Source organism: Salinibacterium sp. G-O1, from assembly GCF_030063305.1.
GTDB lineage: Bacteria > Actinomycetota > Actinomycetes > Actinomycetales > Microbacteriaceae > Rhodoglobus.
Genome location: NZ_JASISV010000003.1, coordinates 211001 through 224620 on the forward strand (window position 1 = coordinate 211001; position 13620 = coordinate 224620).

The window sequence follows — 13620 nt, forward strand, 5'->3', positions numbered from 1 at the left end:
GCCTCCACAACGTTCTGGTAGCTCAGCACATTCGTAAAGGACTCACACAAATGTGCTGAGATGCCAGAGGTAGCCGGGCGCCCCGTTCCGTTGACCGGGAGTCGAGCGGGCTAGGAGTTCTCGACCACGTATTCGATCGAAGCGATCAGCTGGCGCACGTCGGCGGGGTCGATGGCCACGAACGTTGCGACGCGCAACTGGTTGCGTCCGAGCTTGCGGTACGGCTCGGTGTCGACGATTCCGTTGGCCCGCAGGGTCTTGGCGATGGCCGCGGCATCCACTGCGTCGTCGAAGTCGATGGTGGCGACAACCTGCGAGCGGTGCGACACCTCGGTGACGAACGGGGTCGCGTATGAAGCCGAGTCTGCCCAGTCGTAGAGCGCGCCCGACGACTCGAGGGTGCGCGCGGAGGCCCAGGCCAGCCCGCCGTTGCCGTTGATCCAGTCGACCTGGTTTTCGAGCAGCAGCAACGTCGACAGCGCCGGGGTGTTCAGCGTCTGGTTGAGTCGCGAGTTGTCGATGGCGTTCTTGATCGACAGGAACTCCGGGATGTAGCGACCCGAGGCCGCGATCTGCTCGACCCGTTCGATGGCGGCGGGGGAGAAGAGAGCGAACCACAGCCCGCCATCCGAGGCGAAGTTCTTCTGCGGTGCGAAGTAGTAGACGTCGGCCTGGCTGGCGTCGAAGTCGATGCCACCCGCTGCGGAGGTGGCGTCGATGACGGTGAGTGCACCGGGCGCTGCCACCCGGGTCACGGGCGCCATCACCCCGGTGGATGTCTCGTTCTGCGGCCAGGCGTAGACGTCGACTCCGTCGGCGATCTCGAACTCGGCCCGAGAGCCTGCCGGAGCGTTGATGACCATCGGCGCCTCGAGGAACGGGGCGGCCGCAGCCGCGGCGAACTTCGAGCCGAACTCGCCGAACGTCAGGTTCTGGCTGCGCTTCTCGATGAGTGAGAAGGCCGCTGCATCCCAGAATGCTGTGGAGCCACCGTTGCCCATGACGACCTCGTAGCCGTCCGGGATGCGGAACAGCTCGCCCAGACCGCTGCGCACGCGACCGACGAGGTCTTTGACGGGAGCCTGGCGGTGCGAGGTGCCCATGATGGCGGCGCCGGCACCAGCGAGGTAGTCGAGCTGCTCCCGCCGCACCTTGGATGGACCGCAACCGAAGCGACCGTCGGCGGGCAGGATGTCGGAGGGGATAGTCAGGCTGGCCATGCGTCCAATTGTATTGTCGGCATCCGGTTAGGCTGAGAACATGACAGATCTCGTGGACACAACCGAGATGTACCTGCGTACCATCCTTGATCTCGAAGAAGAGCACATCGTGCCACTTCGGGCGCGAATCTCCGAGCGTCTCGGCCACTCCGGTCCCACCGTCTCGCAGACGATCGGCCGCATGGAACGCGACGGCCTCGTCGTTGTTGAGGGCGACCGTCACCTCGAACTCACCATCGAGGGCCGCCGTCGCGCCGTGCACGTCATGCGCAAGCACCGCCTGGCCGAGCGACTGCTCGCCGACGTCATCGGACTCGACTGGGCCTTCGTTCACGACGAGGCCTGCCGGTGGGAGCACGTCATGAGCGAGCAGGTCGAGCGTCGCCTGCTCGAGATGCTCGACCACCCGACCGAAAGCCCGTATGGCAATCCGATCCCGGGGCTGGAAGAGCTCGGCGACCCAGCGGCGCCCGCCTTCATGGATGGGGTCATCAACCTCGTGGATGCCGTCGGCGCAAGCACGACGCCCATCAGCGCGGTCATCCGTCGCCTCGGCGAACCCGTGCAGTTCGAGCCGGAACTGCTGCAGCAGCTGCAGGCAGCCGGCGTGATGCCGGGAGCCGTGGCATCCATCTCTGCCGCCGGATCGTACGTCTCGGTGCAGGTCGACGGGTTCGGCGACGGGCTGGAGCTGCCCAGCGAGGTGGCCGTGCACATTTTCGTCGCGAAATAGCTCGCACGCCGCACCACTGTGGCGCGACGGTCGTCCGCGAATTCCGCGGTACTCTGAAGCTCTTGGAGTTCACGAGTGAACCGGAGAGTCGAATGTCGAGAGTGCACAGCATCCAAACCGTGGACGCGCGTGCGCACCTTTACATACGACGCAGCAGCAAGCGATGCGAGATAGTTCGCGTCCGTAACGCCTAGGCACTGTCTTACGACAGTGCCTTTTGTGTTTTCTGCCCTCTCCACAACGGGATTCCTGGAGCGTGATTGCCTGCAAGCCGTGCAGGCACTTTCGAGAGGATGACTATGCGAACCCTTGTCCTGAATGCCGGCTACGAGCCGCTCGCCATCGTGTCGTTCAAACGAGCCCTGGTGCTTGTGATGAACCAAAAGGCAACGATCATTGCCGCCGATGTCGGGCATCCCGTCTGGGCCGCCGCTGGGGCATGGGATCGCCCGTCGGTCATCATCCTGCGCAACTACGTGCGCATCCCCAGCGGTCGGCACATGCCCGTCTCGCGGCGCGGCGTGCTGCGGCGCGACAACAACCGCTGCGGGTACTGCGGTGGCTCGGCCACCACGATCGATCACGTGATGCCCAGGTCGCGCGGCGGCAAAGACAGCTGGGAGAACCTGATGGCTTGCTGCCTCCGCTGCAACAACATCAAAGGCGACCGCACGCCGGCCGAGATGGGGTGGAATCTGAGGATGACACCCCGACCGCCACACACAACCGGATGGCTGATTCGGGGCGTCGAAAGGGCGCTTCCGGACTGGGAGGAGTACCTCGCCCCGGCCGCATAGTTTGTTACCAATTTGTGACAAAGAGTGGACAGCGTGCCATGGGTCGGGTAATCTCGTTCACGTCCTGACCCCCGGAAGGTATACGAAACTTTGGTAAAATTGACGAAATCCAGTGAACTGGATCTTTCGGTCAACCCAGAACCTTCGGCCTCAGGCTCGTCAGTTTCTCGTGGTTCCCGCTCCGCCGCTCGCAAGGCCGAGGCCGCCCGCGCAGGCAGGAAGAACCCGCTGGCAGTGCTGTTCACGATGCTGGCCGTCGGTGGCATGTTCGCCGTTATCGGGCTCCCCGCGTACGCAGTCAATCCCGTCGATTCGGCCACGACCACCGATGTGAGCAGCCTTCCCGCGCAGTCCGTTGTAGCGGCATCCGTTGGTGCAGACACCGTCGTGTCTGCTCGGGACGGCTTCACCGCGACCACCCCAGAAGAGCTGGCGGCCGAGAAGCTCGCCGCCGAGACCCTGGCCGCGCAGCAGGCGTCAGCCGCAGCGCTCGTCTCGAGCTACGTCTACAACGACCCGGGTGTTCGCGCAGCCGGCGACGACTACCCCTTCAATGGCATGGGCACGGGGCTGTCAGCGCTTCGTTACTACATGGGCGAGTGCACCGACTTCGTCGCGTGGCGCCTGAACCGCGACGCCGGCTCGACTGGCGCCCCGTGGAAGTGGGACTGGTCGAACCTCACCCCGGGCGGCGGAAGCGCCAACCAGTGGATCAGCGCCTGGAACAGCCACGGGTGGCCCGTGAGCGGCACTCCGGTCGCTGGCGCTGTGGCCGTAACCGAATACATGCATGTCGCCTACGTCAAAGAGGTACGCGGCGACGGTACAGTTCTGATCGAGGAATACAACTTCGGCAACTACCACCAGTACGGCCAGCGCGTCATCTCTGCGGGCAGTGCGACCTATCTCTACCCCCCTGGTTGACCCCCGCTATCTGTCATTCTTCTGTGATTGTTAGACAAATCGCAGTACTTCCCCTAACCTCGTTGAGGTTTGAAAAATCTGAAGGAATTATCTAAACGTGGTTGATGTCATGCCATCCAGCAACATGGATGACCTGTTCGACACGGCCGCACCCGGTGCCGCTGTGCCTGCTGATGCACCCGCCGCGCCGCAGCAGTTCCTCACCCGCCGCGAGATGCGTGCCGCTGAGGCCGCCGCGGCAGCCGCTCAGGCACCCGCAGTCGAGACCGTTGCCGCCGACGAGGTTGTGGCCGATCTGGTCGTGACCGAGGTCGCCGTAACCCCGGCTGACGTGACTCCGGCGGCTGCTGAGCCGCACTTCAACGACCTGCTCGGCCTGTCGGTGTCGGTTCCCGACTTCTCGGCCGGCGGCATCCAGATTTCTGCTCCGTCTGTTCAGGATGCGCCCACCCGCCGCTCGACGAACGCTCGTGCCGCTGCTGCGCCACGCAAGCTGCGTCGTGCCGAGGTGCGTCACATCCACGCTGGCACCGCCGCCCCCAAGGCGCCCCGCAAGCACCCAGTGAGCGTGCTGGCCACGATGGCTGTCGTCGGTGGGCTGTTCGCCGTTGCTGGCCTTCCCGCCTACGCAATCTCGACCCCCGAAACTGATGGCGTGAGTGCCGTCGCCGCGATCCAGTCCGTGACCGTCAACGGCGAATCGTCGTCGGTCGCCACTGTGCGTGACAGCTACGAGGCCACCTCCGCTGAGCAGATCGCCGCGGCGACCCGGGATGACGTGCGGGCCGCTAACAACGCCAAGTACCTGCTCTCTGGCGCTCGCGAACTCGGTGACGACTACCCATGGTTCTACGAGCTGGGCGAGGAGCAGGGCGGCGGCCTTTCGGAGCTCAACTACTACTACCGCCAGTGCACCGACTTCGTGGCGTGGCGCATCAACCGCGACGCCGGCTCGTACAAGGCTCCGTTCAAGTGGGTCTGGTCGAACATGACCCCCACCGGCGGCAACGCCAGCCAGTGGAAGTACGCCTGGCAGCAGCACGGCTGGCCGATCAACGACACCCCCACCGTCGGTGACGTCGCCTGGTTCGGTTCGCAGAACCACGTCGCGTACGTGAAGACCGTTCTCGACGGCGGATACATCGTCATCGAGGAGTACAACTACGTGCAGAGCTCGTACGGGCAGCGCACCATCCTCGCCTCGACTGTGGAAGCGTTCCTCGGCGCACCTTTCTAAAAGGTTCGGCTAGGCTTTCCACGCCAGCCTCTGTAGCTCAATGGAAGAGCAGTTCCGTCCTAAGGAAACGGTTGGGGGTTCGAGTCCCTCCAGGGGCACACGTCAAAAATGCTGGTCAGAGGCACTATTTAGTCCATTGTTTGGCTGCCATAAGCCCCAATTGCCCACAATTGAGCGGCACATGCCATCAATTTCGGGTCTATCGGCCACCGGTCGCCCACGTTTCACGAGACTCTCTTCGTGCGCGCTGATAGCGGCGCGCAACCGAACAGCTACCCCAAAGTTCTCGAAGGTGTCCAGCAGCTAACGGCTGACACCGAGATAAGGGTAAGCAGAGGCGACACAAGGTTGCGATAGTCGCCGGGGTGGCGACGACCCGCTCTCCCAGAGGCCGCTCTCCGTCGGTCGGCCATGCTGGAGGACCAGTGGGTCGCAGAGTAAAAAATCTAAGTGTCTCAGCGGGATAGTTCATGGCGATTCAGGCTCCGCCGACGTAAATTTTAGCCAGCTACAAGGAAAGGTACCTGCAATGATGCCCGCTCAGCCCGATCCCGAGGATGGCGCAGGTCGTGACCCCAAGCAGGAAGACCCAGGCGAACGTGAGCCACGCAGAGGGTTCGGTCGGCAGGTTCACGCCGAACGCGAAGTGGGCGATCAGGATAAGTGCGGCCGCCTGCAGCGCTCCGGTCACGAGCACCTGCGCGATCTTTCCGGCGAAGTAGCTGATCACTGAGAGTGGCGTACCGGCAAGGCGTTTGAGCGTTCCGTCGCTCTTTTCCATCGCAATGTCGATCGACATGTGTTGCAGACCGCTCAGGAGCACCCCCGCGGCGAGCATGCCCGGAAGGTAGTAGCTGGCTGCGTTGACCACATGACCCGCCGCATCCACACCGAAGCTTTGTTCGCTGAATGCGACCGAGAATATGGTCAACATCACCACCGGAAAGAGGAAGGTGAAAAACACCGCGTCACCCTGCCGGAAGTACCCGAGCACTTCGTAGCGAATGCGGGACAAGCGGGACCGTAGTCAATTGGACTCTGGCGGCGAACGTCTGCTCAGGAATCTGTAGGTCTATCGATACCGTGCCCTGCCCTCGTTTCATCAAGTTCGGCACGACGAACAATCTGCTCCGCAAAGTGCTGCGCGTCCACTACGGAGCCTTGCTCGATGGCTTCGGCCAACGCCACATGAATATCAAGGGCGCTGTCTTGAGAAGTTCCCTCAATGGAAAGATCCCGTACACGAAGGCCCACCAGGATGACCTCTTGAACTGGGACCAGGAAGTCGTTGTAGGAGGCGCGCGCAATCGCTCGATGAAACTCTACATCCGCGTTCGCCGCCGATGCGGCGTCTCCAATACTTTCCCTCATCGCGGACAATGCACTAGAGAGGGCAACAATATCGCTCTCCTGTCGACGTTCGGCGGCTAGGCCAGCGACGAGCGGCTCTATAACCCGTCGTACTTCAGTGAGATCTTGCCTGGCATGATTGCGGGTCTCGACGTCCCACTGCAGTACCTGAAGGTCTAAAAGATTCCATTCAGAGCGAGGACGAACCATCGTTCCCCGCTTTGGTTTGGCGTCGACAAGATTTTTTTCTGAGAGGGCGAGGATCGCGTCGCGAACTAAGGTGCGACTTACGCCGAATTCCGTCTCTAGGCTCGCCACGTCAATTATCGGCCCAATCGTTCCCTGAACGATCTGGCGCCCGATCGTTTCGACGATCTGTTCTCGCGGGTTGAGGTATTGGCGGTAGCTCATGGTCTCCTCGATTAGCTTGAGCCCGACTTTACAGGCTTACACATTGCCATAGCGCGTCTGCGTTTCTCAGAGACTCCCGACCTCGGAAGTTCAGGGCGGACGAAGGGCGGTTCACCATTCTATGAAAGCCCCGTCCTTTCCCCGCCAGATAGGGTTCCGCCACGAGTGCCCAGTGCGATCTGCCGCTCGTACAGCGGCTTCATCGACTTTGATCCCGAGCCCGACCTCAGTGGAAAGCGTCGCATAGCCATCGATGAAATCGAACGGGGTCGGATCTGCCACGACGTCAAAAAATTCCGTGCTGTCGTGATAGTGGATACCGACGCTCTGTTCTTGAATCAGAAAGCTCGGGGTAGAAAATGAGACTTGAAGACTCGCGGCTAAGGAAATGGGGCCTAGTGGGCTGTGTGGCGCAAACAACGCACCAAAGGTCTCGGATAGGGCGACTATGCGCGTTACCTCCGAGATTCCGCCTGCGTGAGATAGATCCGGTTGAACAACAGCGACACCGCTTTGCAGCACGGGCAGAAACTCGGAGCGGCTAAAAAGCCGCTCCCCCAGCGCGATTGGAATGGATGTCGAGTCGATGACGCGAGGTAGCGCCACGTTTAACTCGGGGGGGAGCGGTTCCTCGACGAACATGGGCCGGACTGCCTCTAATGCACGCACCAGAGCTATCGCGTTCGGTACGTTGACCCGCCCGTGGAAGTCAATGGCGAAATCTCTCTCGGGGCCGAGCAAATTTCGGACGTGCTCTGCGCGGCCGACGACAGCGTTCAATTCGGCAACGGTAGCAATTGGCGACATTTTGTCGGTTGCATTCATTTTGACGGCCGTGAAGCCAAGTTGTAGTCGTTCAGCCACGGCGTCCTCAAGTTCGTGCGGCGAGTCACCGCCGACCCATGAATAAACCCGAACTCGATCACGTACCGCGCCGCCAAGCAGCGAAGATACAGGCAATCCCGCCGACTTTCCAGCGATGTCCCAGAGCGCCTGATCCAATCCGGCCACCGCACTCGACAGCACTGGGCCGCCTCGGTAGAAGCCGCCCTTCGACATGACCTGCCAGTGATCAGCAATCCGCAGAGGATCAGCTCCAAGCAAGTATTCGGCCAATGTTTCTACGGCAGTTCGGACGACTTCAGCGCGTCCCTCTACGATTGGCTCCCCCCAACCGACAATGCCCGAGTCGGTTTCTATGCGGCAAAAGAGCCACCGAGGTGGAACCAAGAATGTTTCGATGCGATCAATTTTCATTAGAGCCCCATTGCCGATAAACCGAATATGTGTATATTATATGATAATCAAGTGGAAGCTCACAAAAATCCACTTGTGTTTTCGGCACACCCCGAAAACCTCTATCTCAAAGAGGAGAACAGCAGCATGGAAAGCAAAAACCTTAGGATAGTGATGGCCGCCGGCACGGTACTGTCGCTTCTCGCCGTCACGGGCTGCGCTTCGGGAGGAGCGAGTTCTGGCACGTCGAGTGAAGCAGCAACCTCAATTACCGTCCTGGACTATCGGGTCGGCGAAGCCGAATCGGCGGCAACCGTCGCGGCGATGGATACGTGCTCGGCTCAGACGGGTATCAAGATCGACCGCCAAGCCACGCCGCCCGATCAGCTCGTCACCAAAGTCCTTCAACTTGCAGCGACGAAAACTCTTCCGAGCTTGCTGATGCTCGACAATCCCGACATGCCCTCCATTGCAGCGTCAGGGGTCCTGGTGCCATTGAAGGACGTGGGTGTGGATGCCCAGGGGTTCAGCGACGGCGCATTGTCGATTGGTTCATACCAGAACAATCTTTATGGCCTTCCCTGGTCAGTGAATAATCTGGCGCTGTTTTACAACAAAGATCTCTTCAGCGCGGCCGGAATCCAGCCCCCGACGACGTGGGACGAACTGAAGTCTGCCGCGGCGACTTTGTCCAAAGGAAATGTCAAGGGAATTGCGTTCAGCGCCGCAGCGGACGGCGGCGCTACGTGGCAGTTTCTGCCGTGGTTCTGGTCAAACGGCGCAGAGCTGGACAAGCTGAACTCTCCTCAGGCGGTTGAAGCGCTGCAGCTGTGGATCGACCTGGTCCAGAGCGGAGGTGCTTCCCAGTCGGTCACCACTTATGGCGACGGCGATATTGCAAGTGATTTCGCTGCAGGCAATGTAGCGATGGCCGAAACCGGACCGTGGAACATCCCGACCTTTGACGCAGCCGCTGGTTTGAACTGGGGTACCACTACTATCCCGACCCCGAAGGTTGGGGATGCACCGGTCGTGCCGCTTGGCGGAGAGGTCTGGACCGTCCCCACAACGAATACGGCCGAGCAGAACGCAGCGGGCAAGGTTCTGGCTTGTCTCGTCTCTCCGGAGGTCATGACAACCTTCAACGACACGATTGCAGGGATCCCCTCGCTGACGGATCTTGGGGCAAAGGTCGCGTCCACTAGCCCCGCTCTCGCCCCGTTCGTAACGCAGATTCAGACTGCAAAGTCGCGTGCTGGCCTTGTCGGCGACGCGTGGCCAACCGTCAGCCAGGCATTGTGGACAGCCATCCAATCTGCGCTCACCGGGCAGCAGACAGCACAGGAAGCGCTCGACGCAGCTCAGGCCTCCGTGAAATAACTCCCAGCTCGATTATCGAGCGAACTCGTTTCAGACTGGTGGTCGGCTAGCGCCGGCCACCAATCCTTCTTCCGAAAGTGAACTGACCACAGATGACTCGCAATCCCTCAGCCGCGAGGCGGCAACTGATCTATAAGTGGCTGTTTCTGCTTCCCGTCATCTGTTATGTCTCGATGTTCTTTTTCTTCCCCGTCTTGACAAACTTGGAGCAGAGTTTCCGCGGCTCGACAATTCAAACCTTTCTAAGGGGCAACGCTCCGTTTATCGGGTTTGACAACTACGCAGCAATATTCAATGAGCCCCTATTCTGGCGAGCTGTTGCGAACACAGCAATATTCACGGTCGTGTCACTCGTCGGCCAATTCGTAATTGGGTTCACATTTGCCGTCTACTTCAATCGGCGGTTTGCCTTGAACCGTTTGTTTCGGGCGCTCCTTCTTCTTCCTTGGCTTCTGCCGCTCGTTGTCTCGGGCACTATCTTCCGGTGGGCACTCGATCAGGACCATGGAGTTTTCAATGCGATTCTCGTTAATGTCGGGCTTGCATCCGAGGGAGTCCCATGGCTGTCTGACCCTCAGATCGCCCTACTTTCCGTCACTCTGGTCAATATCTGGGTCGGCATCCCATTCGTCTTCGTGACGCTGTATGGCGGATTGCAAGGAATCCCAGACGACGTGATTGAGGCTGCGAAAATTGACGGCGCGGGGGCAATTCGGGTTTTTTGGTCGATTACATTGCCACTGCTTCGACCGGTGATCCTTGTTGTGCAGCTTCTCGGTCTTATTTACACGATACGTGCGTTCGACCTCATCATTTTGTTGACCCAGGGTGGGCCCGCTAATTCAACTCAGACGCTAGCTACGCTTTCCTATTTCAGGTCCTTCACCACATTCGACTTCGGGCAAGGCAGTGCCATCAGCAACATCCTCATTGTGGTTGCGATGGTCTTCGCCCTTCTCTACATTCGGGTGACCAACAGCGAGAAATGGAAGGTGTCCCAGTGAAACGAATTCGTGGCGCCGGTGTGGCCTATACGGTCGGTGCAGCAATGATTATTTTGATCATGCTTTTCCCGCTGTATTGGATGTTCAACACGTCCGTTCAACAGGCAAGCGATCTGTTCCGGATCCCGCCGTCTTGGTTTCCAAGCGTGCCGAACTGGGCCGGATATGAAAGCGCCTTCCGTGTTCAGGGTGCCTCCATCGCTACCAGCGTCGTAGTGGCACTCGGAGTGGTCCTCCTGACTCTGGCCATTGCAGCACCAGCCGCCTATGCGCTGGCCCAATTCAAGCTTCGAGGCGGGATGGCGGTAAGCATCGTAATTCTTGTTGTGCAGTTGATTCCGGGCATCGTCATGGCGAACGCCCTCTACTCGATCTTCAGTCAGCTGGGGGTGCTGGATAATTTATTCGTGCTTATCCTCGCCGATAGCACGGCAAGTGTTCCCTTCGCGGTGATCATCATTACGGCATTCATGTCGACACTGCCGCCAGCGCTTATTGAGGCTGCGGAAGTTGATGGTGCTTCCAGATTCCGCGTGTTCTGGTCGATAGTTCTTCCGCTCAGCCGAAACGCCCTTGTTACGGCAGGTCTCTTTGCCTTTCTGTCCGGTTGGGGGGATTTTCTGTTCGCCGTGACGCTGAATTCCGGCGGAAAGTTTGTGCCACTAACTGTCGGGCTATATCAATTCATCGGCGTAAACGCGACGGACTGGAATGCAGTGATGGCGACGGCTGTCATCAGCTCCATCCCTGCGATTGTCCTCTTAGTCTTTGCGCAGCGCTTCATTTCGGCGGGCGTCACAGCAGGATCGGTCAAATGAACACTGCAGGGAAACCGGAATTGTCGCCCTCCCGATCCGTCCACCACTCCATTCCGACTAAGGCAATTGTGACAGGCGGCCTAGGTGGTATCGGGCGCGCCACAGCCCAAGCGATGTTGGACGCAGGCATGAGAGTAGCCACGCTTGACTTGACTGAAGGCGAACTCCTCCACAACGGCGAGAAGGCACTTTCGCGTGTCTGCGACCTTCGCGACAGTGAGGCGGTTCGGAGCGCGATCGGGTCGGCAGCTGCGGATTTGGACGGGATAGACATTCTCGTGAACTGCGCAGGTATCAATGCAAACGACAGCGCCGAGACCGCTGATGAAAAGGCGTGGAATGAGGTGATGGACATCGACCTGAAAGCGAGTTGGCTGACTTTTCAGAGTGCCCTGCCTTTCCTCCGCCTCAGTAAACGAGCGAGCGTCGTAAACGTTAGTTCGGTTCACGCGCGCATGACCTCCCGGCAATCATTTCCCTATGCTGCTGCAAAAGCAGCTATCGAGGCAATGACAAGGGGAATCGCCATCGATTTTGGCCTTGAGGGCGTGCGAGCCAATTGTGTTGCACCGGGCTGGACAACTACGCGTCTGGTCGAGTCTTGGCTGTCACGGCAAGCCGACCCGACCGCCGCCGCCGCCGCCGTGGCCCGACTGCACCCGTTAGGCCGGATGGTTTCACCCGCTGAAGTAGCGCAAGCCATTCTTTTCCTAGCCGATGAGCGGTCGTCGGGCATTACAGGGATCACGTTGACAGTAGACGGCGGGCTTAGCGCTCAGCTGCCCCATATCGAGGAGCCGTCAATTCGTGCATGACTCCGAAAAAGGATCGGTCCGAGACCCCGTGGACGCTCTCGGGGCACTTGTGGAGAGTCGACTGCTTGCCATTGTTCGCGCTTCACGAGTCGACATCGCCTCGCACATGGTCGAATCGCTTGTTCGAGGCAACGTAAGGGTAATCGAGGTTTCCCTCACCACACCTGACGCGGAGGATACGATCGCCCGATACCGCTCTGATAACTCCACCGCATACATCTTGGGGGCGGGGACTGTTCTTTCGGCCGACGACGCTCGAAGGGCACACTCAGCCGGTGCGGCGTTCGTTGTAACCCCAGCATTATGCCCTGCAATAGAAGTTGCGCGCGAACTAGGAATGCAGGTTTTCGCTGGAGCCGTCACGCCGACGGAAGTATTTGAAGCGCACCGCAGAGGCGCTACAGCGGTAAAGCTGTTCCCAGCTAATTGGGGTGGCAGCGGGCTGCTTCGTCAGCTTCGGGCACCCTTTCCCGATATTTCCTTCGTTCCAGTCGGGGGCATTGACGCCGCCAGCGTGGCGGATTACTTGTCGGCGGGCGCGACCGCTGTAGGCGTCGGGAGTCCTCTCGTTGGATCGGGCGCCGCTCGGCTGGACAGTGTCGAGATCCATCGTCGCTTGAATGAATACCGCGCCGCCGTTGCTGATTTTGGCCATGATGAGTGAGTCGACGGCGCGCCATGGGTTCGATCTCGTAGCCATTGGTGAACCTCTCGTTGGACTCCGGAGTGGCGGCTCTATAGCTGCAGGAGAGGCGGTGATGCTCGCAGCGGTTGGCGCTGAACTCAACGTGGCGATCGGAATGGCTCGGCTGGGCCACAAGGTGGGCCTGGTCGGCGTTGTCGGATCTGATCCGTTCGGTGACCTCGTCCTGAGGACCTTGCGTGCTGAGGGAGTCGATGTAGAGGATATTCGTGTCATCGACGAGGCCAACACCGGCCTGATTACGTTCGACAGGCCGGCCGGGAACGTATTGAGTGTGAACTACTTCCGGCACGGATCCGCTGGTTCATTCCTCGGCAAGGTCGACGGAGAGAAGGTTTCGGAAAGGGCACCGCGAATCGTTCACGTGACTGGAGTGACCGCAGCCCTCTCAGATTCTGCTCGGGCGGCGACCGATGTAGCGATGCGGGCAGCTCGAGCAAGCGGGGCCCTCGTTAGCCTCGATCTCAACTATCGGGCAAAGCTCTGGTCCCGCAAAGATGCCGGCATCGCGCTGCGGGATTTGGCTCGCAACGCAGACATCATATTTGCCTCCGAAGAAGAGTTGGATCTGCTCCTTGAGGGGCCTGGTGATGACGCTCTGGAGCGAATCCAGCGAGAGCTTCCCTCTTTCGGTGTAGAAGAATTAATCGTGACGCGAGGCGCTCTTGGTGCGTCCGCATTCGTGCAGGGTAGCGAGGTGACAGTCGACGCTTTTCCCGCAGTCGCAGTCGATACCATCGGTGCTGGGGATGCATTCGTTGCGGGCTATCTGTCAGCTCTTGTAGACGGCGCGAGTGTCACGGAACGGATGGCACGCGCTCGGGTATTCGCCGCTTTCGCCGTCACCCGCTCGGGCGACTGGGAAGGTCTGCCGTCCCGAGCGCAATTGGACGCGGCGACACAAGCATCTGAACACATCCAGAGGTAGAAGGAGAGAATGACTATGGTCCGATTTCGGCAAGTGGACAACGCCCTAGAGGTGCGGCATCAAC

General features: G+C 60.0%; 14 protein-coding genes and 1 tRNA gene. 11 read left to right on the forward strand and 4 right to left on the reverse strand.

Features of this window, described 5'->3' with window-relative positions; all coding sequences use genetic code 11:
* Nucleotides 1-110: 110 nt before the first annotated feature.
* The gene (serC, locus tag QMG83_RS12645) at nucleotides 111-1220 is read right to left on the reverse strand and encodes a phosphoserine transaminase (protein WP_283505764.1); all 1110 of its coding nucleotides are present in this window, start codon (nucleotides 1218-1220) and stop codon (nucleotides 111-113) included.
* Between the two features lie 40 nt (nucleotides 1221-1260).
* Between serC and QMG83_RS12650 the strand changes: the two genes are divergently transcribed.
* The 5 genes from QMG83_RS12650 to QMG83_RS12670 all read left to right on the forward strand — a co-directional run bounded on the left by QMG83_RS12650 (nucleotide 1261) and on the right by QMG83_RS12670 (nucleotide 5009).
* Nucleotides 1261-1953 carry an iron-dependent transcriptional repressor DtxR gene (locus QMG83_RS12650; RefSeq protein WP_283505765.1) on the forward strand — a complete coding sequence of 231 codons (693 nt, stop codon included), beginning with the start codon at nucleotides 1261-1263 and terminating at the stop codon, nucleotides 1951-1953.
* Between the two features lie 299 nt (nucleotides 1954-2252).
* A complete protein-coding gene (locus QMG83_RS12655) occupies nucleotides 2253-2750 on the forward strand; it encodes an HNH endonuclease (protein ID WP_283505766.1) in 498 nt (165 codons plus the stop codon).
* A 99-nt stretch (nucleotides 2751-2849) separates the two neighbouring features.
* Nucleotides 2850-3674: a CHAP domain-containing protein gene (locus QMG83_RS12660; RefSeq protein WP_283505767.1), complete on the forward strand. Its 825-nt coding sequence runs from the start codon at nucleotides 2850-2852 to the stop codon at nucleotides 3672-3674.
* Between the two features lie 109 nt (nucleotides 3675-3783).
* Nucleotides 3784-4911, forward strand: coding sequence for a CHAP domain-containing protein (locus QMG83_RS12665; protein ID WP_283505768.1), 1128 nt, complete (start codon nucleotides 3784-3786; stop codon nucleotides 4909-4911).
* Between the two features lie 26 nt (nucleotides 4912-4937).
* A tRNA-Arg gene (locus QMG83_RS12670) sits at nucleotides 4938-5009 on the forward strand.
* 410 nt (nucleotides 5010-5419) lie between these two features.
* Here the strand turns inward: QMG83_RS12670 and QMG83_RS12675 are convergent.
* From QMG83_RS12675 to dgoD, 3 genes are all read right to left on the reverse strand, one after another.
* A complete protein-coding gene (locus QMG83_RS12675; RefSeq protein ID WP_283505769.1) occupies nucleotides 5420-5926 on the reverse strand; it encodes an ABC transporter permease in 507 nt (168 codons plus the stop codon).
* A 41-nt stretch (nucleotides 5927-5967) separates the two neighbouring features.
* Nucleotides 5968-6672: a FadR/GntR family transcriptional regulator gene (locus QMG83_RS12680; protein WP_283505770.1), complete on the reverse strand. Its 705-nt coding sequence runs from the start codon at nucleotides 6670-6672 to the stop codon at nucleotides 5968-5970.
* A gap of 111 nt (nucleotides 6673-6783) precedes the next feature.
* A complete protein-coding gene (gene dgoD / locus QMG83_RS12685) occupies nucleotides 6784-7929 on the reverse strand; it encodes a galactonate dehydratase (RefSeq protein WP_283505771.1) in 1146 nt (381 codons plus the stop codon).
* Nucleotides 7930-7980: 51 nt separating this feature from the next.
* Here dgoD and QMG83_RS12690 point away from each other — a divergent pair, with 51 nt between their 5' ends.
* From QMG83_RS12690 to QMG83_RS12715, 6 genes are all read left to right on the forward strand, one after another.
* Complete coding sequence (locus QMG83_RS12690) at nucleotides 7981-9288, forward strand: sugar ABC transporter substrate-binding protein (RefSeq protein WP_283505772.1); 1308 nt, start codon at nucleotides 7981-7983, stop codon at nucleotides 9286-9288.
* Nucleotides 9289-9380: 92 nt separating this feature from the next.
* Nucleotides 9381-10292 (forward strand): carbohydrate ABC transporter permease, encoded by a 912-nt coding sequence (locus tag QMG83_RS12695; protein WP_283505773.1) that lies wholly within the window; start codon nucleotides 9381-9383, stop codon nucleotides 10290-10292.
* Nucleotides 10289-11110: a carbohydrate ABC transporter permease gene (locus tag QMG83_RS12700; protein WP_283505774.1), complete on the forward strand. Its 822-nt coding sequence runs from the start codon at nucleotides 10289-10291 to the stop codon at nucleotides 11108-11110. The genes QMG83_RS12695 and QMG83_RS12700 overlap by 4 nt, the downstream gene beginning before the upstream one ends.
* A complete protein-coding gene (locus QMG83_RS12705) occupies nucleotides 11107-11925 on the forward strand; it encodes an SDR family NAD(P)-dependent oxidoreductase (protein WP_283505775.1) in 819 nt (272 codons plus the stop codon). The genes QMG83_RS12700 and QMG83_RS12705 overlap by 4 nt, the downstream gene beginning before the upstream one ends.
* A gap of 106 nt (nucleotides 11926-12031) precedes the next feature.
* Complete coding sequence (locus QMG83_RS12710; RefSeq protein ID WP_283505912.1) at nucleotides 12032-12589, forward strand: bifunctional 4-hydroxy-2-oxoglutarate aldolase/2-dehydro-3-deoxy-phosphogluconate aldolase; 558 nt, start codon at nucleotides 12032-12034, stop codon at nucleotides 12587-12589.
* Between the two features lie 91 nt (nucleotides 12590-12680).
* Nucleotides 12681-13556 carry a sugar kinase gene (locus tag QMG83_RS12715; RefSeq protein WP_283505776.1) on the forward strand — a complete coding sequence of 292 codons (876 nt, stop codon included), beginning with the start codon at nucleotides 12681-12683 and terminating at the stop codon, nucleotides 13554-13556.
* The last annotated feature ends 64 nt before the right edge of the window (nucleotides 13557-13620 follow it).